21 protein-coding genes are annotated in these 21,659 nt (G+C 71.2%); 12 read left to right on the top strand and 9 right to left on the bottom strand.

All coding sequences use genetic code 11. The features are described 5' to 3' along the window. Positions 1–73 precede the first annotated feature (73 nt). Positions 74–442, top strand: a complete 369-nt coding sequence (locus tag ACMATS_RS16410; RefSeq protein WP_390781745.1) for a DsrE family protein — start codon at positions 74–76, stop codon at positions 440–442. Positions 443–463: 21 nt separating this feature from the next. Here ACMATS_RS16410 and ACMATS_RS16405 read toward each other — a convergent pair whose 3' ends face one another. The 6 genes from ACMATS_RS16405 to ACMATS_RS16380 all read right to left on the bottom strand — a co-directional run bounded on the left by ACMATS_RS16405 (position 464) and on the right by ACMATS_RS16380 (position 4,719). Continuing rightward, positions 464–721, bottom strand: a complete 258-nt coding sequence (locus ACMATS_RS16405) for a DUF3099 domain-containing protein (RefSeq protein ID WP_414168290.1) — start codon at positions 719–721, stop codon at positions 464–466. A 90-nt stretch (positions 722–811) separates the two neighbouring features. Then, the gene (locus ACMATS_RS16400; protein WP_336415353.1) at positions 812–1,099 is read right to left on the bottom strand and encodes a DUF1416 domain-containing protein; all 288 of its coding nucleotides are present in this window, start codon (positions 1,097–1,099) and stop codon (positions 812–814) included. A 29-nt stretch (positions 1,100–1,128) separates the two neighbouring features. Further along, positions 1,129–1,971, bottom strand: coding sequence for a sulfurtransferase (locus tag ACMATS_RS16395; RefSeq protein ID WP_414168289.1), 843 nt, complete (start codon positions 1,969–1,971; stop codon positions 1,129–1,131). Between the two features lie 446 nt (positions 1,972–2,417). Beyond that, positions 2,418–3,122, bottom strand: coding sequence for a DUF2993 domain-containing protein (locus ACMATS_RS16390; protein WP_390781748.1), 705 nt, complete (start codon positions 3,120–3,122; stop codon positions 2,418–2,420). Between the two features lie 138 nt (positions 3,123–3,260). Then, positions 3,261–4,397, bottom strand: coding sequence for a hypothetical protein (locus ACMATS_RS16385; RefSeq protein WP_414168288.1), 1,137 nt, complete (start codon positions 4,395–4,397; stop codon positions 3,261–3,263). Positions 4,398–4,407: 10 nt separating this feature from the next. Next, on the bottom strand, positions 4,408–4,719 hold the full coding sequence (locus tag ACMATS_RS16380; protein WP_391153798.1) for a MoaD/ThiS family protein: 312 nt from the start codon (positions 4,717–4,719) through the stop codon (positions 4,408–4,410). A gap of 135 nt (positions 4,720–4,854) precedes the next feature. Here ACMATS_RS16380 and ACMATS_RS16375 point away from each other — a divergent pair, with 135 nt between their 5' ends. The 7 genes from ACMATS_RS16375 to ACMATS_RS16345 all read left to right on the top strand — a co-directional run bounded on the left by ACMATS_RS16375 (position 4,855) and on the right by ACMATS_RS16345 (position 14,094). Then, a complete protein-coding gene (locus ACMATS_RS16375) occupies positions 4,855–6,588 on the top strand; it encodes an ABC transporter ATP-binding protein (RefSeq protein WP_390781751.1) in 1,734 nt (577 codons plus the stop codon). A 68-nt stretch (positions 6,589–6,656) separates the two neighbouring features. Then, positions 6,657–8,555, top strand: coding sequence for an ABC transporter ATP-binding protein (locus ACMATS_RS16370; protein WP_414170737.1), 1,899 nt, complete (start codon positions 6,657–6,659; stop codon positions 8,553–8,555). A 232-nt stretch (positions 8,556–8,787) separates the two neighbouring features. Then, entirely contained in the window at positions 8,788–9,591 is an 804-nt protein-coding gene (locus tag ACMATS_RS16365) for a response regulator transcription factor (RefSeq protein WP_390781752.1), read from the top strand. Positions 9,592–9,615: 24 nt separating this feature from the next. After that, positions 9,616–10,641 (top strand): LacI family DNA-binding transcriptional regulator, encoded by a 1,026-nt coding sequence (locus tag ACMATS_RS16360; RefSeq protein WP_336415346.1) that lies wholly within the window; start codon positions 9,616–9,618, stop codon positions 10,639–10,641. Positions 10,642–10,739: 98 nt separating this feature from the next. After that, the gene (locus ACMATS_RS16355) at positions 10,740–11,858 is read left to right on the top strand and encodes a S1C family serine protease (protein ID WP_390781753.1); all 1,119 of its coding nucleotides are present in this window, start codon (positions 10,740–10,742) and stop codon (positions 11,856–11,858) included. 104 nt (positions 11,859–11,962) lie between these two features. After that, on the top strand, positions 11,963–12,703 hold the full coding sequence (locus ACMATS_RS16350) for a response regulator transcription factor (protein WP_390781754.1): 741 nt from the start codon (positions 11,963–11,965) through the stop codon (positions 12,701–12,703). Next, positions 12,700–14,094: a sensor histidine kinase gene (locus ACMATS_RS16345; RefSeq protein ID WP_390781755.1), complete on the top strand. Its 1,395-nt coding sequence runs from the start codon at positions 12,700–12,702 to the stop codon at positions 14,092–14,094. Before ACMATS_RS16350 ends, ACMATS_RS16345 begins: the two co-directional genes overlap by 4 nt. 8 nt (positions 14,095–14,102) lie before the next feature. On the opposite strand, the gene ACMATS_RS16340 is transcribed toward ACMATS_RS16345, so the two are convergent. From ACMATS_RS16340 to ACMATS_RS16330, 3 genes are all read right to left on the bottom strand, one after another. Beyond that, a complete protein-coding gene (locus ACMATS_RS16340) occupies positions 14,103–15,356 on the bottom strand; it encodes a DUF2993 domain-containing protein (protein ID WP_414168287.1) in 1,254 nt (417 codons plus the stop codon). A 388-nt stretch (positions 15,357–15,744) separates the two neighbouring features. Further along, complete coding sequence (locus tag ACMATS_RS16335) at positions 15,745–15,960, bottom strand: hypothetical protein (RefSeq protein ID WP_414168286.1); 216 nt, start codon at positions 15,958–15,960, stop codon at positions 15,745–15,747. A 142-nt stretch (positions 15,961–16,102) separates the two neighbouring features. Then, complete coding sequence (locus tag ACMATS_RS16330; protein ID WP_414168285.1) at positions 16,103–17,926, bottom strand: bifunctional metallophosphatase/5'-nucleotidase; 1,824 nt, start codon at positions 17,924–17,926, stop codon at positions 16,103–16,105. Positions 17,927–18,008: 82 nt separating this feature from the next. Here ACMATS_RS16330 and mshD point away from each other — a divergent pair, with 82 nt between their 5' ends. The 4 genes from mshD to ACMATS_RS16310 all read left to right on the top strand — a co-directional run bounded on the left by mshD (position 18,009) and on the right by ACMATS_RS16310 (position 21,392). Next, entirely contained in the window at positions 18,009–18,932 is a 924-nt protein-coding gene (mshD, locus tag ACMATS_RS16325; protein ID WP_390781759.1) for a mycothiol synthase, read from the top strand. A gap of 89 nt (positions 18,933–19,021) precedes the next feature. Then, positions 19,022–19,441 (top strand): GntR family transcriptional regulator, encoded by a 420-nt coding sequence (locus ACMATS_RS16320; protein ID WP_336415337.1) that lies wholly within the window; start codon positions 19,022–19,024, stop codon positions 19,439–19,441. Continuing rightward, the gene (locus tag ACMATS_RS16315; protein WP_391153924.1) at positions 19,438–20,388 is read left to right on the top strand and encodes an ABC transporter ATP-binding protein; all 951 of its coding nucleotides are present in this window, start codon (positions 19,438–19,440) and stop codon (positions 20,386–20,388) included. Before ACMATS_RS16320 ends, ACMATS_RS16315 begins: the two co-directional genes overlap by 4 nt. Then, positions 20,385–21,392 carry an ABC transporter permease gene (locus ACMATS_RS16310; RefSeq protein ID WP_414168284.1) on the top strand — a complete coding sequence of 336 codons (1,008 nt, stop codon included), beginning with the start codon at positions 20,385–20,387 and terminating at the stop codon, positions 21,390–21,392. Before ACMATS_RS16315 ends, ACMATS_RS16310 begins: the two co-directional genes overlap by 4 nt. The last annotated feature ends 267 nt before the right edge of the window (positions 21,393–21,659 follow it).

Below are 21,659 nucleotides of genomic sequence, written 5' to 3'. Positions count from 1 at the left end.
CCGGGGACGAGTCTAGTCGGCCGTGCCGGGAGCGGCGCTGTGAGGTGGATCCGGCCGGTCCTAGAGTGATCGCATGGCGAACAAGAAGCTCGTGATCAAGGTGACGGCGGGCGCGGACGCGCCCGAGCGGTGCTCCCAGGCGTTCACGGTGGCGGCGGTGGGCGTCGCCAGCGGCGTCGAGGTGTCGTTGTGGCTGACGGGGGAGTCGACGTGGTTCGCCCTCCCCGGGCGCGCCGCGGAGTTCGAACTGCCGCACGCGGCCCCGCTGCCGGACCTGATCGAGGGGATCCTGGCCGGGGGCGGCACGATCACGGTGTGCACGCAGTGCGCCGCGCGCCGGGACATCGAGGAGTCGGACCTGATCGAGGGCGCGCGCATCGCGGGCGCGCAGGTCTTCGTGAGCGAGGCGATGGCGGACGGCGCACAGGCGCTGGTGTACTGAACCGCACCCCGAGCGGAGCGGCTACCGCTTGGGTTTGCCGTCCAGCTCGTCCCACCACTTGTCGGACTCCTCGTCCCCCGACGGATCGTCCCACCACCGGTCCTCCGGCCCGCGGCGATTGGCCACGATCGCCGCGGCCGGCGGGATGACCATCGCGAACAGGCACATCCCCACGGCCGCCGGCACGGACCACAGGCGCACGACCGCCCAGGCCAGGACGAACATGCCGATGCAGGTGCCCATCATGGCGAAGTACATGCGCCGTCGCCGTGCGTACACAGTTCAACGGTACGACCGGATCCCGCGGCGTGCGAAGGGCCGCACTCACCCCTCATGGCGTCCAACCCGGGGAGTGCGGCCCTCCGGTCCTCAGACGGCGATGGCCACCTCGGTCAGCCCGCCCTGCTGGGCGACGACCTTGCGGTCCGCCGTGGCGCCCGGCACGAGTGCCCGGACGGTCCAGGTGCCCTCGGCCGCGTAGAAACGGAACTGTCCGGTCGCCGAGGTGGGCACCTCGGCGGTGAACTCGCCGCTGCTGTCGAGGAGTCGGACGTAGCCGGACACCGGCTGCCCGTCACGGGTCACGGAACCCTGGATGGTGGTCTCACCGGACTTGGCGGTCGACGCGTCGGGGCCGCCGGCCTTTGCTCCACACATGCTGTGATCCTTCGGGGTAGAGGACGGGGTCAGTTGGCGCCGAGCTCGATCGGCACGCCGACGAGCGAGCCGTACTCGGTCCACGAGCCGTCGTAGTTGCGCACGTTCGTCTGGCCGAGCAGCTCGTGCAGGACGAACCACGTGTGTGCGGAGCGCTCGCCGATGCGGCAGTAGGCGATGGTGTCCTTGCCCAGGTCGACGCCCGCGCCCCGGTAGATCTCCTCCAGCTCGGCGTCGGACTTGAAGGTGCCGTCGTCGTTGGCCGCCTTGGACCACGGGATGTTGCGCGCGGTGGGCACGTGGCCGGGGCGCTGCGACTGCTCCTGCGGGAGGTGGGCGGGGGCCAGCAGCTTGCCGCTGAACTCGTCGGGGGAGCGCACGTCGACGAGGTTCAGGATGCCGATGGCGGCGACGACGTCGTCGCGGAAGGCACGGATGGAGGTGTCCTGCGGCTGCGCCCGGTACTCGGTGCGGGGACGCTGCGGGACCTCGGCGACCAGGTCGCGGGAGTCCAGCTCCCACTTCTTGCGGCCGCCGTCGAGGAGGCGGACGTCCTGGTGGCCGTAGAGCTTGAAGTACCAGTAGGCGTACGAGGCGAACCAGTTGTTGTTGCCGCCGTAGAGGACGACGGTGTCGTCGTTGGCGATGCCCTTCGCCGACAGCAGCTCCTCGAAGCCGGCCTGGTCGACGAAGTCGCGGCGGACGGGATCCTGGAGGTCGGTCTTCCAGTCGATCCGGATGGCCGTCTTGATGTGGTTCTTGTCGTAGGCGGACGTGTCCTCGTCGACCTCGACGATCACGGTCTTGGGGTCGGCGGCGTCGATGCGGTCCTGGACCCAGTCGGCGTCCACCAGGACGTCACTGCGGCTCATGCTGTTCTCCTCCGGGGCAGTTGCGGGAAGTGCGCGCGGCTGTGCGGCGGTAAGGCAGAAGACGGCCGGAGGGCCGTGGGGGGGAGGGTGCGGGGGAGAGCGTGAGGAAGCCGTCCCCGTCAGACACGGCGACAGAGCATGGCGGAGAGGCGGCACAGGTCGACTGCCCGCCGCTTCGTGAGATCCGCCTGTCGCTTCATAGAAGGGATCGTAGGGACGGGCGGGGACGCGTGTCACCGTCGTGTCGCATATTGGGATGCGCCGTCTCGCTTGGCGGGATTTTGTGGAGTGCCCGGCACCCCGGAGCGCCCGTCGGGTGCTGCCCGTACTGCTGTGCGGGCATAAGTGTCTCGCACATTGGGACGTGCGGGCCGTCCGTGGTTGCTCGCGCAGTTCCCCGCGCCCCTGACGGGGCGCTGTTCGGGGCGATAAGCCCCCCGCCTTCATCAGCCCGCCAGGCTGACGTCGGAGCCGGTCAGTGTGATGTCGACGCCCGTCGGGGTCGCCTCGACCTTGTCCAGCTTGAGGCCCTTCGGCAGGCCCGTGATCTGGCGGTCGAAGTCCGTCTTCTTCCGGACGGCCTCTTCCACGCCCGGGATGCCCTGCGCCGGGACCTCGTCCGCGTGGACCCGTACCGTGCTGCCGTCCGCGATCGTCACCGAGGAGATGACGCTGCGCTCGATCTCCTGGCCCATGATCTTCGCCCGGCCGGTGACCTTGACCTTGCCCGCCTGGCCCTGGCCGGCGTAGCCGACGGTGACGCCGGGGTCGGCAACGGCCTTTGTCAGGTCCTCGTAGGAGATGTGGGCGGTGCCGGTCGCGCGGTTGGCGACGGCGGAGGTGAAGCTGCTGTTGATGCGGACGCCGCGCAGCTGGGCGTCGAAGCCGCTGACGCGTATGGAGCGGCCGCCGGACTCGGCGGTGATGCCTCCGTCGAGCTTGACGTCGACCTCGTCGAGGCGGGAGTCCGCGATCTGGGTCAGGAAGGGGAAGCCCTTGATGGACACCTCGGGCGTGCCCGAAAGCCCCTGGCTGGTGCGGATCTTGTCGGCGGCCTGGTTCTCGGCGATGTAGACGGCCGCCCGGTCGGCGCCCACGAAAAGGGCCCCCAGGACGATCACGACGATCAGTGTTGCCCGTATTCCACGCATCCGCTGTCGCTCCCCCTCCAGTTCAGATCGGTTTCGGCACCCCCCGGCATGTCCGTCGAGCCTAACCGGACAGATCAGCGGAAAGCCGGGGGGTGGGTGCAACCGTTCTGTAACTGATCAGGTCGGCGAACCGGCCGGTCAGGCGAGCGCCCTGCCGAGGACGTAGACCACCGGCGCGGCCAGCGCCAGCGGGAGCGCAACTCCCGCCGTCATGTGGACGAAACGGGACGGATAGTCGTAACTCGCCACGTGCAGGCCCACCAGCGCACAGGCGCCGGCCGCCAGGCCCAGCAGCGCGGCGGACGCGCCGAGCCCGGTCAGGCTCCCGCCCGCGACCCCCGCGCCCGCGGCCGCGATCAGCGCGACGACGGGCGAGGCGGCCGACGGCAGCGGCAGCGCACGGGCCAGCACGGCCGCGGCCACGCCGAGCGCACCGGTCACCACGGCGCGGTGGTCCGCGGCCAGGTGCCCGGCAGCCAGGACCGCCAGCGCCGCCGACCCGGTCGCCGCCGTCAGCCCGTACAGCCGCTCGTCGGGCGAGGCCTGGCTGCGCAGCTGCAGCACGACGACCAGCAGCACCCACACGCCCAGCGTGCCCAGCACCACCTTCGGCGCCTGCCCGGCGTCCGTGGCCAGCAGGCCGATGTCGGCGGCCACGCCGCCGAGGAACGCCAGCGCGATGCCCTGCCGCGCGGGCCACATGCCGTTCAGCCGGAACCAGCCCGCCGCGGTCACCGCCTGCAGCAGCACCACGGGCACGGCCAGCGCGGGCCGCCCCAGCGGCGCGGCGGCCGCCAGCAGGGCCGCGAGCACGGTCGTCAGCAGGGCGGGCCGGAACCCCGGCGACAGGATCTGCGCCCGGCCCTCCGCCTTGGCCTTCTCCGCCGCGGTCATCGGCCGCTCGGCGAGCGCCGGTTCGGCACCGGCCGCGACGACCAACGGCGCGGGCGCGGGCTCCGGCTCGTACGCCGGAACCTGGTGCGCGGGCATCGGCTGCGACGCGTAGGAGCCGTAGGAGTCCTGGGGGACCGGGTCGTCCTGCACGAGGGGCTGTTGCCAGGTCGAGGTGTCCCAGGTCTGCGTCTGCCAGGTCTGGGTCATCGACTCGTGCTGGGCGGGGTCGTGCTCCGGCCAGGCCGCGGGCTGCGGGTGCTGGGGCTGCTGCTGGTGCGGATAGGACCCGTAGTCGTAGGACGAGCCGTACGAACCGTAGGGGTCCTGCTGCTGCCCGTAGGGGTCGTGCTGCTGGTACGGATTGTGGTGCTGATCGCTCATGCTGCCGGGGTCACCCTCCTGCGAAGGGCGGGAGCACCTCGACCGTGCCGCCCTCGGCCAGTTGGACCGTCGAGTGGTCGCGCGTGCCGACGGGGGCGCCGTCCACCAGGAACGAACAGCGCAACAGCACGCGCGCGAATTCCGGACTGCGCTCGTGACGCACGCGGGCCGCGCCCAGCGCCTCCGCCAGCGTGCGCGCCGCGTACGGCTCCTCGGCCGTGCCGGCGGCGGCCTTGGCCGCGGCCCAGTACCGGATCGTGCCGGCCGGTACCGGCCCCGGCTGCGCCGGGATCCCCGGCCCTGCCGTGTGTGTCGTCGCCACGGCGACCCCTCTTGTCTGCATTCATGCTCTGCATTCGGCTTCTGCCGCATCCATGATGACGGGTGCCGGGGCGCGTCAGGTCCGCAGCCGGTAAAGCAGAAGCCCGACGCCCTCTTGCTCGCATAGGCTTCTTGTGTGTTGGTGCGACTTCTGCGGGCCTATCTGAGGCCCTATTCCAGACCGATCGCGCTGGTCGTGCTCCTGCAGCTCGTTCAGACGCTTGCCACGCTCTATCTCCCTACCCTCAACGCGGACATCATCGACAAGGGCGTCGTGAAGGGCGACACCGGTTACATCCTCGGTACCGGTGGTGTGATGCTCGCCGTCACGCTTCTGCAGATCGTCTGTGCGGTCGGCGCCGTCTACTTCGGTGCCCGCACGGCCATGGCCCTCGGGCGCGATCTGCGCGCCGCGGTCTTCGACCGGGTCCAGTCCTTCTCGTCGCGCGAGGTGGGCCGCTTCGGGGCGCCCTCGCTGATCACCCGGACCACCAACGACGTCCAGCAGGTCCAGATGCTGACGCTCATGGGGTTCACGCTGATGGTCTCGGCACCGATCATGTGCATCGGTGGCATCGGCCTGGCGCTCAACCAGGACGTGCCGCTGTCCGCGCTGCTGCTGCTGATCGTTCCGGCCCTGGGCATCGTCGTCTCGCTGATCATCTGGCGGATGCGCCCGATCTTCCGGGGCGTCCAGGAGCGCATCGACACCGTCAACCGCGTGCTGCGCGAGCAGATCACCGGCATCCGGGTCATCCGCGCCTTCGTCCGCGACACGCACGAACGGAAACGATTCCGTAAGGCGAACGCGGAGCTGATGGACGTCTCGCTGCGCGCCGGGCGGCTGATGTCGCTGATGTTCCCGTCCGTGATGCTGATCGTGAACCTGTCGTCGGTCGCCGTCCTGTGGTTCGGCGGGCACCGCATCGACAGCGGGCAGCTGGAGATCGGCGCGCTGACGGCGTTCCTCAGCTACCTCATGCAGATCCTCATGTCGATCATGATGGCCACCTTCATGTTCATGATGGTGCCGCGCGCCGAGGTGTGCGCCGAGCGCATCCAGGAGGTGCTGGAGACCGAATCCAGCGTCGTCCCGCCGCTCGCGCCCGTCACCGAGCTGCGCCGGCACGGTCATCTGGAGCTCAGCGGCGTGGAGTTCCGCTACCCCGGCGCCGAGGAGCCCGTCCTCAAGGACGTCTCCCTCGCCGCCCGGCCCGGCGAGGTCACCGCCGTCATCGGCTCCACCGGCAGCGGCAAGTCGACGCTGCTGGGCCTGATCCCCCGGCTGTCCGACGCCACCGCGGGCACCGTGCTCGTCGACGGCACGGACGTCCGTGAGCTCGACCCGGTCGTGCTCTCCGAGGCCGTCGGGCTCGTCCCGCAGAAGCCGTACCTCTTCTCCGGCACCGTCGCCTCGAACCTGCGCTACGGCCGCCCCGACGCCACCGACGAGGAGCTCTGGAAGGCCCTGGAGGTCGCTCAGGCCCGGGACTTCGTCGAGGCCATGGACGCGGGGCTGGAAGCGCCCATCGCCCAGGGCGGCTCCAACGTCTCCGGCGGCCAGCGCCAGCGCCTGGCCATCGCCCGGGCCCTGGTCCGCAAGCCGGAGATCTACCTCTTCGACGACTCCTTCTCCGCGCTCGACTACGCCACCGACGCCCGGCTGCGGGCCGCCCTGGCCCGCGAGACCGGCGAGGCGACCGTGCTGATCGTCGCCCAGCGCGTGTCCACCATCCGCGACGCCGACCGCATCGTCGTCCTCGACGAGGGCCGCGTCGTCGGCACCGGCACCCACTCCGCACTCATGGAGTCCAACGAGACGTACCGGGAGATCGTGCTCTCCCAGCTCACGGAGGAGGAGGCCGCGTGAGTTCCGACGGGAACCAGAGCCCCCCGCAGCGCAGAGGCCCCGCGCCGGCCAGCGGGCCCGCGCGCTGGATGGGCGCCCAGCCCACCGAGAAGTCCATGGACTTCGCCGGCTCCAGCCGTCGGCTGCTGGCGCAGCTGCGCCCCGAACGCGGGCTGATCTCGGTCGGGTTGTTCCTCAGCGTCGCCGGCGTGGCGCTGACCGTCATCGGGCCGAAGATCCTCGGCCATGCGACGGACCTGATCTTCGCGGGTGTCATCGGGCACCAGATACCCGCCGGCACCACCAAGGCCGAGGCCCTGGCGCACATGCGGCAGCAGGGCGACAACAAGATCGCGGACCTGCTGTCCGGCGTGGACTTCACCCCCGGCCAGGGCATCGACTTCGACGCCGTCGGCGTCGTCCTGCTGTGGGTGTTCCTGATCTACGTCGCCGCCTCGCTGTTCGGGTTCGTCCAGGCCCGGATCGCCACGACGGTCGTGCAGCGGGCCGTGTACCGGCTGCGCGAGGAGGTCGAGGAGAAGCTCGGCCGGCTGCCGCTGAGCTACTTCGACAAGCAGGCGCGCGGCGAGGTGCTCTCCCGTGCCACCAACGACATCGACAACATCGCCACCACGCTCCAGCAGACGCTGAGCCAGATCGTCACCTCGGTGCTGACGATCGTCGGCGTGCTGGCGATGATGTTCTGGATCTCCTGGCTGCTCGCCCTGGTCGCGCTGGTCACCGTGCCGGTGTCGATCGTGGTCGCCACCAAGGTCGGCAAGCGGGCGCAGCCCCAGTTCGTCACGCAGTGGAAGTCGACGGGCAAGCTCAACGCCCACGTCGAGGAGATGTACACCGGCCACTCGCTGGTGAAGGTCTTCGGCCGGCAGCAGGAGTCGGCGGAGACCTTCCGCAAGGAGAACGAGGAGCTCTTCCAGGCCGGTTTCAAGGCCCAGTTCATCTCCGGCGTGATCCAGCCCGCGATGATGTTCATCGGCAACCTCAACTACGTGATGGTCGCCGTCGTCGGCGGTCTGCGGGTCGCGAGCGGTGCGCTGTCGATCGGTGACGTCCAGGCCTTCGTCCAGTACTCGCGCCAGTTCAGCCAGCCGCTCACGCAGGTGGCCTCGATGGCCAACCTGGTGCAGTCCGGCGTGGCCTCCGCCGAGCGGGTCTTCGAACTCCTCGACGCCGACGAGCAGTCGCCGGACGCGGCGGACGCGGTGCGGCCGGAGCACGTCCGCGGCGAGGTCGCCTTCGAGCAGGTCTCCTTCCGCTACGAGATGGACAAGCCGCTCATCGAGGACCTCTCGCTGACCGTGCGCCCCGGCCAGACCGTCGCCATCGTCGGCCCGACCGGCGCGGGCAAGACCACCCTGGTCAACCTGCTCATGCGGTTCTACGAGGTCAACAGCGGCCGCATCACGCTCGACGGCATCGACGTCGCCGGGATGTCCCGCGAGGAGCTGCGCTCGCACATCGGCATGGTCCTGCAGGACACCTGGCTGTTCGGCGGCACCATCGCCGAGAACATCGCCTACGGCGCCCAGGACGTCCCCATGGACAAGATCGTCGAGGCGGCGAGGGCCACGCACGTCGACCGTTTCGTGCGCACCCTGCCCGACGGCTACGACACCGTCATCGACGACGAGGGCGCAGGTGTCTCCGTCGGCGAGAAGCAGCTGATCACCATCGCCCGGGCCTTCCTGGCCGAGCCGGAGATCCTCGTCCTGGACGAGGCGACGAGCTCGGTGGACACCCGCACCGAGGTCCTCATCCAGCAGGCCATGGGCCGGCTCCGCACGGGACGTACGAGCTTCGTCATCGCGCATCGGCTGTCGACCATCCGCGATGCGGACGTCATCCTCGTCATGGAGTCCGGCCACATCGTCGAACAGGGCACTCACGATGCACTGCTCGCCGCCGGGGGCGCATACGCGCGGCTCTACGAGGCGCAGTTCGCGCAGCCGGTCGTGGAAGAGGCCTGAGTCCCGTCGTGGCTGGTCGCGCCGTTCCCCGTGCCCGTTCGGGCGCGGGGAACGGCCGTCAAGAGGGCATGGCCACGACCACCCGAAGTGACCGACGGAACACAAGGCTGTGCAAAATCTTCCATGCCGTCGAATGCCCTGTGGGTTATCCTGCTGGGCAGAGAGGATCCGGGCAGAGTCGCCCCCGGGTCCTTTTGTGCATTCGGAAGCCCTCAGAGCGGAGGAACCGACGATGAGCTCCCTGCTGCTGCTGACCAATGCGCTCCAGCCCTCTGCGGAGGTGCTCCCGGCGCTCGGCCTGCTGCTGCACAGCGTGCGCGTGGCCCCCGCCGAGGGCCCCGCACTGGTGGACGTGCCCGGCGCCGACGTCATACTGATCGACGGCCGCCGCGATCTCCCGCACGTCCGCAGCCTCTGTCAGCTGTTGCGCTCCACCGGCCCCGGCTGTCCCCTGCTCCTCGTGGTCACCGAGGGTGGCCTGGCCGCTGTCACCGCGGACTGGGGCGTCGACGACGTGCTCCTCGACACCGCGGGCCCGGCCGAGGTGGAGGCCCGGCTCCGGCTGGCGATGGGCCGGCAGCAGATCTCCATGGACGACAGCCCCATGGAGATCCGCACCGGCGACCTCTCCGTCGACGAGGCCACCTACAGCGCCAAGCTCAAGGGCCGGGTCCTGGACCTGACCTTCAAGGAGTTCGAGCTGCTGAAGTACCTCGCCCAGCACCCCGGCCGGGTCTTCACCCGGGCCCAGCTGCTCCAGGAGGTCTGGGGCTACGACTACTTCGGCGGTACGCGCACGGTGGACGTGCACGTCCGGCGGCTGCGGGCCAAGCTGGGCCCCGAGCACGAGTCCCTGATCGGCACCGTCCGGAACGTCGGATACCGCTTCGTGCTCCCGGAGAAGCCGGAGCCGGAGGGGCGGTCGGAGGGGTCCGGATCCGGTAAGAACCCCGGCCCCGCCACCGGTCCCGAGGACTGTGGTCCCGAGCCCTCGCGGGCCCTGACTACGAAGTCATCACGACCTGCCAAACCCTAGGTGGACCCGCGTAGACTGCCGCGCGTGGCCAAGGTGACGCGGGACGATGTGGCGAGGCTGGCGGGGACGTCGACCGCAGTGGTCAGCTACGTCATCAACAACGGACCGCGACCGGTGGCACCGGCGACGCGGGAGCGGGTGCTGGCCGCGATCAAGGAACTGGGGTACCGGCCCGACCGGGTCGCCCAGGCGATGGCCTCCCGCCGGACGGACCTCATAGGCCTGATCGTCCCGGACGCGCGCCAGCCCTTCTTCGCGGAGATGGCGCACGCGGTCGAACAGGCGGCGGCCGAGCGCGGGAAGATGGTCCTCGTCGGGAACTCCGACTACCTCGACGAGCGCGAAGTGCACTACCTGCGGGCCTTCCTGGGCATGCGCGTCTCGGGCCTCATCCTCATCAGCCAGGGCCCCAGCGAGCACGCGGCGACCGAGATCGACGCGTGGGACGCCCGCGTCGTGCTGATGCACCGCAGGCCCGACGCCATCGACGACGTCGCCGTGGTGACGGACGACATCGGCGGGGCCCAGCTCGCCACCCGGCACCTCCTGGAACACGGCCACCCCTACGTGGCCTGCTTCGGCGGCACCGAACACACCCCGGCCATCGGCGACCCGGTCACCGACCACGTCGAGGGCTGGCGGCGCGCCATGCGGGAGGCCGGCAAGTCGCTGGAGGGCCGGCTCTTCCAGGCCCCCTACAACCGCTACGAGGCCTACAAGGTCGCCCTGGAGCTGCTCAGCGGCCCCGACCGGCCCCCCGCCCTCATCTGCGCCACCGACGACCAGGCCATCGGCGTCCTGCGGGCCGCGCGCGAACTGCGCATCGACGTGCCGGGCGAGCTGGCCGTCGCCGGCTTCGACGACGTGAAGGAGGCGGCGCTCACCGATCCGCCGCTGACCACGGTGGCGTCGGACCGGCAGGCCATGGCGCGGTCCGCGGTGGACCTCGTGCTCGACGACGGCCTCCGCTACGCGGGGACGCGGCGCGAACGGCTGAAACAGTTCCCCTCGGCGCTGGTGATCCGGCGCTCGTGCGGCTGCGGCGGCTGAGGAGTGTTCCGGGGCCTTACGCCCCGCATACGCCGTTCTGCCGGGCTTCTCAGTACGCACTCAGACTGTTCTCATGAACGGGGCGCACAGTCGTACACATGACGGACAGCACTCGCCGCTACGGCCACCAGGACCCTGACCACCAGCAGCCCTTCGGCTGGCCGGCGCCTCCCGCCCAGCCGCCGCAGGCCCCCGTCACCACGCCCGGCGGCGCCACCGTGTGGCCCGGCGGCGGCAGCGGTGCCGGAGGCGACGGCGGCGGCCACGCCGGCTTCGCCCAGCCCGCGCCCGTCCCCGCACCGCAGCCCGGCAGCCGCCGCCGGGGCCGCGCCCGCGGGCCCATCGGCCTGCTGGCCGCCTGCGCGCTCGTCGCAGCCGTGGCCGGCGGCGGCGCGGCGGCCCTCGTCAGCGAGTTCACCGGCGGCTCCGGCGGCACCAGCCAGAGCACGCCCGTCGAGAACGCCTCCTCGAAGGTCTCCGGCGTCTCCGCGGTCGCCCAGGCCGTCAGCCCCAGCATCGTGGAGATCAAGGCCACGACCGGCCAGGGCCAGTCCACCGGCTCCGGCGTCATCGTCACGGGCGACGGCGAGGTCGTCACCAACAACCACGTGGTCGCCGGGGCCGACACCGTCCAGGTCTCCCTCAGCGACGGCAGCACCAAGACCGCCAAGGTCGTCGGCACCGACCCCGACAAGGACCTCGCCCTCATCAAGATCCAGGGCGCGAGCGGGCTCAAGGCCGCCAAGCTCGGCGACTCCGGCAAGCTGCGCGTCGGCGACCAGGTCGTCGCCATCGGCTCCCCCGAGGGCCTGACCGGCACCGTCACCAGCGGCATCGTCTCCGCCCTCAACCGCGACGTCACCGTCGCCAAGGAGCAGGGCAGCCAGGGCCAGGGGCAGGGCCGGGGCCGTGACGGCCGCGGACTCCCGGGCTGGCCGTTCGAGTTCGGCGGCAACCAGTACAACGGCGACACCGGCTCGTCCAAGACCACCTACAAGGCCATCCAGACCGACGCCTCCCTCAACCCTGGCAACTCCGGCGGTGCGCTCATCAACATGAGCGGCGAGATCATCGGCATCAACTCGGCCATGTACGCCCCCGCTTCGGGCTCCGCGTCCGGTGACTCCGCCGGCAGCGTCGGCCTCGGCTTCGCGATCCCGGTCAACACCGTCAAGGCCGACCTCGCCAAGCTGCGGGCCGGCGGCAGCGGCAACTGATCCGCGAGGGAGCGGGGTGACGTGCGACGCTGAGGGGGATCCTGCCCGCAGACGTCCGCAGCTGTCCGCAGACGTGACCCCTGTGACCCCCGTGAGGTAAGCCGATGAGCCCCGCCGAGCACGGCGACCAGCCCTCCCGCATCCTGATCGTCGACGACGAGCCCGCCGTCCGCGAGGCCCTGCGCCGCAGCCTGGCCTTCGAGGGCTACACGACCGAACTGGCCGTCGACGGGCTGGACGCCCTCGCCAAGGTGGACTCCTACGCGCCCGAGCTGATCGTCCTCGACGTGCTGATGCCCCGCATGGACGGCCTCACCGCCGCCCGCCGGATGCGCGCCTCCGGCGTCACCGTGCCGATCCTCATGCTCACCGCCCGGGACACCGTCGGGGACCGCGTCACCGGCCTGGACGCGGGCGCCGACGACTACCTCGTCAAGCCCTTCGAGCTGGACGAACTGCTGGCCCGCATCCGCGCCCTGCTGCGCCGCAGCTCGTACGCGAGCGCGGCGGCCGCCCCGGGCGCAGACACGGCAGACATCCTCTCCTTCGCCGACCTGCGCATGGACCTCGCCACCCGCGAGGTGACGCGCGGAACCCGCTCCGTCGAGCTCACGCGCACCGAGTTCACACTGCTGGAGCTGTTCCTCGCCCACCCCCGGCAGGTGCTCACGCGCGAGCAGATCCTCAAGACCGTGTGGGGCTTCGAGTTCGAGCCCTCCTCCAACTCCCTGGATGTGTACGTGATGTACCTGCGTCGCAAGACCGAGGCGGGCGGTGAGCCGCGCCTCGTCCACACCGTCCGGGGCGTCGGCTACGTCCTGCGGGGAGACGGCGGCAGCGAATGATCCGCAGGTTCCGCAAGCTCCCCCTGCGTTCGCGGCTGGCCCTGCTGACGGCGGGGGCCGTCGCCTTCGCGGTGGCCGTGGCGGCGGGGGCGTGCTGGCTGGTCACCAAGCAGCAGCTGTCCCACCAGCAGGACACGACGCTGGCCAACGTCAACCCGGGCAACGACTACCTGCGCGCCCTGATCACCAACTGCGACACCCGCGTCCAGGGCCAGCCGCTGCCGCCCACCTCGTACACCGTGCAGATCGTCACCGCGGGCGGCGGCGTCTGCACGACCCTGGGCAAGACGCCGGTCAAGGTGACCGGGACGGACCTGGCCGTGGCCCAGGGCCGGATCGACGACGTCGTGCTGCACGACTCCCGGACCGTCGACGGCGAGCCGATGCGCGTCGCGACCTCCGCCAGCGCGCAGCTGCCGAACGCGGCGATCTCGGTCGCCCAGCCGCTCGACGTGGTGAACAAGCCGCTCAACTCGCTCGCCCTGGTCCTCGTGATCACGGCCGGCATCGGCGTCCTGGGCGCGGCCACCGCCGGCCTGGTGATCGCACGGGCCGCCCTGCGGCCGGTGGACCAGCTGACGGGCGCCGTCGAGCACATCGCCCGCACCGAGGACCTCGCGGTCCGCATCCCCGCGGAGGGCGACGACGAGATCGCCCGCCTGTCACGGTCGTTCAACTCCATGACGGCGGCGCTGGCCTCCTCCCGCGAACGGCAGCAGCAGCTGATCGCGGACGCCGGGCACGAGCTGCGCACGCCGCTGACGTCCCTGCGGACGAACATCGACCTGCTGGCGAGGAGCGAGGAGACGGGCCGGGCGATCCCGCCCGAGGACCGGGCGGAGCTGCTGGCGAGCGTCAAGGCCCAGATGACGGAACTGGCCGCCCTCATCGGCGACCTGCAGGAACTCTCCCGCCCCGAAACGGCCCCGGGCAGCGGCCCGTTGCAGGTGGTCGCCCTCCACGAGGCCGCGGAACGGGCCCTGGGCCGGGCCCGGCTGCGCGGCTCCAACCTGACGATCGAGGCGGACCTGCAGCCGTGGTACGTCCGCGCCGAGCCGGCCGCCCTGGACCGGGCGCTGGTGAACCTCCTGGACAACGCGGTGAAGTTCAGCCCGGCGGGCGGCGTGATCGAGGTGCGCCTGACGCACGGCGAACTGACCGTGCGCGACCACGGTCCCGGCATCCCCGAGGACGAACTCCCGCACGTCTTCGACCGCTTCTGGCGCTCGCCGTCGGCCCGCAGCCTGCCGGGCAGCGGCCTGGGCCTGTCGATCGTGGCCCGCACGGTGCAGCAGGCCGGGGGAACGGTGACCCTGCGCTCGGCAGAAGGCGGCGGCACGGTGGCGTCGCTCCGGCTGCCGGGAGCACCGGTGGAGCCGCCGGCGCTGTAGCAGGCCCCTCACTGGCTGACGGACAGTCCGCTGCCCGACACGTCGGCGCGAACCCCGTCACGCTGGACGGTCAACTTGTCCAGATGCAGATGGAGATCCTCGGCCTCTTTGGGGAGCCGGAAGGAGAAGGACAGCCGGTCGCTCAGTTCCGGCGGCCGCAGTTGCGTGACGCCGTCGAGCACCTTGGGGTCGATGCCCACCTTCCCCAGCAGCCACGGATGATCGACCACAACGTCGATGAGATTGACCTGCATCAGCCGGTCGACGAAGCGGGGCGCCCCGGTGACCTCGTGCAGCCGCTCCTCGTCGTCCAGCACGGCGGCCGCGTCGTCCGGCGACAGGCCGAGCCGCTGTGCGATCGACGGCACCGAGAAGAGTGCTTTGACGCGCGCCGCGTCGCGGCTGATGCGCTCGGCCGTCTCCCGGTGCAGCAGCAGGCTCTTGTCCCCGCCCCCGGGGCGGTAGACGGCGATGCCGGGCAGGTCCAGGCTCATGCCGTCGATGTCCGTGGACACGCCCTGGTCACCGGCCCGGCGCAGGTGCGCCTGGGCCCGGAGCACCAGTTCCTGGCCGGCGACGTTCAGCGAGCCGCGGGCGGCGATGACATTGCCGCCGCCATCACTGAACTTGACCTGCGAAGCGGCGAGTTCACGGTTCATGTCGTCGAACGACAGGAGAACGTTCCCCTCCATCTGCCCGACCACGGCTCCGCGCACGTCGTTCGGCAGGCTGCCGGTCAGCCGGATGTCCTGGGCGGAGGCGTGCACGCGGGCGATCGACACCCGGTCGGCGGCGAGGTGCGGCACGGTCACGTCGACCCGGGTCAGCCGTTTGTCCAGCACCTGGGTCAGGAAGGGGAATCCGCGGATGTCGACCTGGGGTGCGGCCTCCAGGTGCAGGGCCTGCTGGAGCTTCTGCTCCGCCTTCTTCTCCGCGTACATCGCGGCACAGCGGTCGGCCAGCAGGAGGATCACGGCCAGTGCCCCGGCGGCGATCAGCAGCTTGAGGAGACGGTGACGGTGACGGGGCTTGCGGCGTGGCCGGCGCCGTCGACGGCGTGGCCCCGGCCGCCTGGCGCGGCGATGGTCGGGGGGCGACCAGGGCTCGTCGTCGCGTTCGCCGAGGTCACCGAGGTCACCGAGGGATATCGGCACCGGCTCCGGCACGGCTATGGGTATCGGTTCGGTGATCGGTTCGGTCACCGGTTCCGGATCGGCGAGCGACGCGAGTTCGTCATAGGGGTTGGAGGGACGGGGAGGCATGCGTGTGGGGGTTCGCATCACCACATCCCACCATGCGTGCGGCCCTCGGACGCAAGGGCTACCGCCAGTACGTTAACAAACGCCTTACCTGTTCCGGCCGTTGGGGGAACCGGCCGTATCCGGGCGATGCCTCGAACGCGAGTCTTAGCATCAATACGCGCAAAAAGCGGGACACTTTTCGGCCGTTGTGGCGGGGTTTCCGCATTCCCGCGGAATGTGGCCGTAACGTGTACCTCATGGCAGGAACTCGAGGGTTTCGGGGGAGTCGCGACGACCACGCGACGGCTGTGCATGCCGTCTGGCCTCTGCCGGCGCAAATCTTCACGACGCGCGGGTGTGGCTGAAGATTTTGCGCCGGCGGACGTTCTGCGCATACCGGGGGATTCGGTCAGCCGATACCCGCGATCGGGTTGGCGATATTGAGGATCGTGGCGCCGAGGGCGCCCACGGCCACCGCGTTGTTCACGAGTGCCTTGGCCGTCCCCCCGAGGACGTCCGCATCCACGTCCGCCGCCGCAGCCGGCGTCGCCAACGCCCCGCCCCCGAGGCCGAGTACGGCCGTCACCGCAATCGTCGCCAGTGCACGCTGCACCTGCTTCTTCATGAACTCCTCCAAAACCAAAGGGCGGTAGATCCGTCCCCGGATCTACCGCCCCTCGGAACCGCTCATTCGAGCCATGCGCTCAGGCGCTGCACCGCGCGCCCGTGCGCCGCCGGTTGACGCGGAACCGCCCCGCAAACACCGGCTACTTGATGACCGTGATCCGCTCCGCCTTCGGCGGCGCCAGCGGCGAGGTCTTCGACGAGTGGGCCGTCAGGTACGCGACGAACACGTCCAGGTCGGACGGGCCGACCAGTTTGTCGGTGCCGTCCTTGAAGGCCGGGAAGCCGTCCCCGCCACCCATCAGGAACTCGTTCGCGGCGACGCGGTACGTCTTCGCCGGGTCGATCGGCGTGCCGTTCAGCTTCACCGAGGACGTGACGATGCGGTCGGCGCCCTTCTTCGTCAGGTCGAGCGTGTACGTCAGGCCGTTGCTCACCTGGAGGATCTTCGGCTCGGCCTCGTTGGGGCCGGTGACCTGCTGCTGCAGCACCTTGATGACCTGCGCGCCGGTCAGGTCCTTCAGCTGCATCATGTTGGTGAACGGCTGGACGGTGAACGCCTCGCCGTACGTGACGACGCCGTCGCCCTCGTTGCCGGAGGCCTTGTAGGCGAGGTCGGACCGGATGCCGCCGGGGTTCATGAAGGCGATCTGGGCGCCGCCCTTGGCGGCGGGCGACAGTGCCTCCAGCTGTGCGTCGGTGATCACGTCACCGAGCGGTTCCTCGTAACTGCCCGCGCCCCGGCCGTTGATGTCGGCGGAGATGTAACCGACCGGCTTGTCGGCCACCGGAGCGGCCAGCTTGTTCCACCGGCCGATCAGCTTCGTCATGTCCTTGGCCTTCGGCTGCTGCCGGCTGACCACGTGGTTGACGGCGCGGGGCGACTTGACGGCGGTCCGGACGATGTTGTTCGTCCGCAGGTCGTACGTCAGCGTGGTGTCCGTGTACAGGCGGCCGAAGGAGGCGGCCGACGTCACGGTGCGCGGTGCGCCCGACGGGTCGGGGATGGTGCAGCTGTAGGCCGCGTGCGTGTGGCCGGTCACGAGGGCGGCCACCTTCGGGGTGACGTGCTTCGCGATGTCGACGATCGGGCCGGAGATGCCGGCGCCCGCACCGGGGGTGTCGCAGTTGTAGTTGTACGAGCCGGAGGCCGGGTAGCCGCCCTCGTGGACGAGGGCGACGATCGCCTTGACGCCCTGGCGGTTGAGTTCGTCCGCGTACTTGTTGATCGTCTGGACCTCGTCGCCGAACTTCAGGCCCTTGACGCCCTCGGCGGTGACGACGTCGGGGGTGCCCTTGAGCGTGACGCCGATGAAGCCGATCTTCACGCCCTTGTGCTTCCACACCGTGTACGGCTTGAGGATGGGCTTGCCGGTCTTCTCGTCGGTGACGTTCGCGGCGAGGTACGGGAAGTCGGCGCCGCGGAACTTCCGGCCCTTCTCGTAGCAGCCGTCCTTGGGGTGGCAGCCGCCCTTCTGCATGCGGGTCAGCTCGGCGCGGCCCTCGTCGAACTCGTGGTTGCCCACGGAGGTGACGTCGAGGCCGAGCTTGTTCATTGCCTCGATGGTCGGCTCGTCGTGGAAGAGGCCGGACATCAGCGGGCTGGCGCCTATGAGGTCGCCCGCGGCCGCGGTGACGGAGTACTCGTGACCCTTGCGGGCCGTGCGCAGCGAGCTGGCCAGGTATTCCATGCCGCCCGCCGGGACGACCATCTTCGTGCCGTCCGGCTCGGCTTCGGTCACGGTGCCGGAGGAGCCCTGCGGGGGCTCCAGGTTCCCGTGGAAGTCGTTGAACGACAGCATCTGGACTTCGACCGTCCGGTCGTGCCGGTGGCCGTTCCCGGGGCCGCGGTCGTGGGCGTTCGCGGGGGCGGCGGCCGTGGAGAGGACACCGGCCGTCGCGGCGAGCAGGGCTGTCGCGGTGGTCAGCCGGCGGGCGAGTCGCCGTATCGGCGGCTTCGCTGACATGAGTTCCCCTTTGTGGGTGGTGGGGTTTGGCAGGTCGGCCGCAGCATACGGTTGCCCGCCGCGGGCTCGTAGGCTCGGGCCCATGAGCAACGTGGTGAATGACGTGAGCGGGCAGCGCCGGATCGTGGTGCTGGACGAGCTGACGGACGAACAGATGCGCGACGTCCTGGACATGGTGGCCGCCGCGGCGGCCGAGGACGGCCAGCAGGCCGTCTCCGAACAGGGCCGTCTGCAGCTCAAGGGGCGGCGCGAGGGCGTGCGGCACGTCCTGGTGCGCGATGTGGCCGGGGAATTCGTGGGGTACGGGCAGCTGGAGGAGAGCGACCCGGTGGAGGCCCCGGCGGGCGAGTTCGTGGTGCACCCCGTGCACCGGGGGCGGGGTCACGGGCGGGCGCTGGGCAATGCCTTGTTGCAGGAGTCGGGCAAGCGGCTGCGGGTGTGGGCGCACGGCGGGCACCCCGCGGCGCGGCACCTGGCGCAGGTGCTGGGCATGAGCCTGTTCCGCGAGTTGCGGCAGATGCGGCGGCCGTTGGAGGGCCTGGACCTCGCGGAGCCGGTGTTCCCGGAGGGGGTGACGGTGCGGACGTTCCGTCCGGGCGTGGACGACGCGGAGTGGCTGGCCGTGAACGCGGCCGCCTTCGCCCACCATCCGGAGCAGGGTTCGCTGACCCAGCGGGACCTGGACGACCGCAAGGCGGAGCCGTGGTTCGACCCGGAGGGCTTCTTCCTCGCGGAGCGCGGGGGCGAGATCGTCGGCTTCCACTGGACGAAGGTGCACGAGGGCGAGGGCCTGGGCGAGGTGTACGTGCTCGGGGTGCGCCCGGGCGCCCAGGGCGGCGGCCTGGGCAAGGCGCTGACGACGGTGGGCCTGCGGCACCTGGCGGCGCGGGGGCTGCCGACGGCGATGCTGTACGTCGACGCCGACAACCTGGCGGCGGTGGCGGTGTACGAGCGGCTGGGGTTCGTGACGCACGAGACGGATCTGATGTACCGGACGGAGAGCTGAGGCGGGTGCCCCGGGGCGCCTCTCCTTGACAGCGGGCGAACCCCTGCATCACCCTTTCACTAATCAAGTAGTGAAAGGGTGATGCTCCGGTGGTCGACTTCCGCATCGACCGACGCACCGGCGTCGCCACGTACCTGCAGATCGTCCAGCAGGTCAAGCAGGCCCTGCGCCTCGGCCTGCTCGCCCCCGGCGACAAGCTGCCCACCGCCAAAGAGGTCGTGGCCGCGACGGCCATCAACCCCAACACCGTCCTGAAGGCCTACCGCGAGCTCGACCGCGAAGGCCTCGTCGAGGCACGGCCGGGGCTCGGGACCTTCGTGCGGCGGTCGTTGGCGCGGCCCGGGGCCGGCGCCGACTCGCCGCTGCGCGGCGAGCTGGCCGACTGGACGCAACGCGCCCGCGCGGCCGGGCTCGACCGGGAGGACGTGGCCGCACTGGTCGCCTCCGTCCTGGACGAGCACTTCGGGGACCCCGCGCGGCGTCCGAGCGAGGGGACCGCAACCGGATGACCGACCTGACGTACCTTCCGGACCGGACCGCCCTGGAGGCGGCCGGCCTGGGGGTGAAGCACCGGCGCGGCTGGGCGCTGCGCGACTGCTCCTTCCGCATTCCCGCCGGGCGGATCTGCGCCCTTGTCGGGCCCAACGGAGCGGGCAAGTCCACGCTGCTGTCGCTGGCCGCAGGGCTGCGCAGGCCCACCGCCGGCGCCCTGCACGTGCTCGGCGGCGGGCGGCCGTCCGACCGCGCCGTCCGGCCCCGCATCGGCTACGTCGCCCAGGACAAGCCGCTCTACCCGCACCTCACGGTCGGCGAGACGCTGCGCGTGGGCGAGGAGCTCAACCCCGCCACCTGGGACTGGGCGACGGCCGAGCGGATCGTGGCGGCGGGGGGCCTGCCGCCCGCGGCCCGCATCGCCTCGCTCTCCGGCGGCCAGCGCACCCGCGTCGCCCTCGCCCTCGCGCTCGGCAAGCGGCCCGAACTCCTGCTGCTGGACGAGCCGATGAGCGACCTCGACCCGCTCGTGCGGCACGAGATGACGGCCGCCCTGATGACCGCGGCCGCCGAGCACTCCACCACCGTCGTGATGGCCTCGCACGTGCTGGCCGAGCTCGACGGCGTCTGCGACTACCTGCTGCTGGTCGCGGACGGCCGGATCCGCCTCGCGGGCGAGGTGGAGGACCTGCTCTCGGTGCACTCCCTCGTCATGGGGCGGCACGAATCCGAGGGCCTGCCACGGGAGTTCACCGGACACACGGTCGTCGAGTCGCGCGTGACCGGACGCCAGATCACTGCGCTGCTGCGCACCGACGGGCCGGTCGCGGGGGAGTGGGAGGTTGCCGAACCGTCCCTGGAGGAGCTCCTCCTCGCCCACCTGCGCTCCCCGGACGCCCCGCCCCTGCTCACCCCGACCGCCGAACCGCGCACGATCGCTCCCGCACCGAAGGAGGCGGCATGACGGCCACCACGACCCCGCTCGCCGCCGCACCCGTCGGCGCCCGCCCCCGCGCCGGGCTGCGCGGGCTGCCCTGGCTCGTCCTCCGGCAGCACCGCGCCACCGTCTGGTGCGCGGCGAGCACGCTCGCCGCGCTCGTCGTCGGCCTGCTGTGGCTGCGCAACGGGATGGACGACTTCATCGACAGCCGGGCCATCCGGGACGCCTGCATCACCTCCGCGGACTGCCCGACGGCCCAGGCCACCGTGGACTACTTCCGGAACACGGCCGGTGACCTGCTGCACTACCTCGGCTACCCGCTCCGGCTTCTGCCGCTGGTCGCGGGCATGTTCGTCGCCGGGCCGGTGGTCGCACGCGAGCTGGAGAGCGGTACGTACAAGCTCGCGTGGACGCAGTCCGTCTCGCCGCTGCGCTGGTTCGCGGTGAAGCTGTCGGTGCCCGCCGTGGCCGTGCTGGCCGGCGGCTCGCTGCTGTCGGCGGCCTACACCTGGGCCTGGCAGGCCGTGCCGGAGGTGCTGCTGCCCGGCCAGGCCTGGTACCTCTCGTTCGACATGCTGGGCCCCGCGCCCGTCGCGCACGCGCTGCTCGGCATCGCCGTCGGAGCGCTGGCGGGCCTGTTGGTCAAGCGCACGATGCGTGCCATGGGCGCGGCACTGGTCGGCTACCTCGTGCTGACGGGCGCGCTGCTGGACGCCCTGCGCCCGCACCTGGTGAGCCCGGTGACGCAGCTGTCCGCGGAGGTGCCGGGGCTCATCCGGGACCGCACCTGGATGCTGGAGCGCGGCATCGTCACCCGTACGGGCGAGCACCTCGCGGAGCCCCACTGCGGCGTCGGCGTCTCCCCGGAGCAGTGCCTCGCCCGGCACGACGGCGCTGGCTGGTACCTCGACTTCCATCCGTACGGAAACTTCTGGCCGCTCCAGTGGGCCGAGGCGGGCGTCTCCCTGGCCCTCGCGGCGGTCGTCACCGCGGTTGCGGTGCGGCTGCTGCGCCGGATGTACCGCTGAGCCGTCCGGCCGCATTGCGCGGGCGCGTGCACACGATCCGTGCATGCGCCCGCGCAGCCGTTCGTGCCGGCGTCCGCGCACCTGCCCGTGCACCCGTCCGTGCAGGCCACCGCCGTGCTCCGGCCGTCGCCGCGGGGTAGGACCCCGCTTTCCTGCGCGCCATGTGCGCGTTACCCGTGATTCACGAGCGGTTGCGAGCCTGGCCGAATGCAGCCCGCTGTGCCCCACGCACCCGCAAGACGGCTCCGCGCCGCCAGGGCGCCCCTC

Origin of the sequence: Streptoverticillium reticulum (assembly GCF_047456005.1) — a bacterium.
Lineage (GTDB): Bacteria > Actinomycetota > Actinomycetes > Streptomycetales > Streptomycetaceae > Streptomyces > Streptomyces reticulum.
The sequence above is the reverse complement of the archived record's forward strand: the minus strand, read 5'-3'. Positions and strand labels throughout refer to the sequence as shown.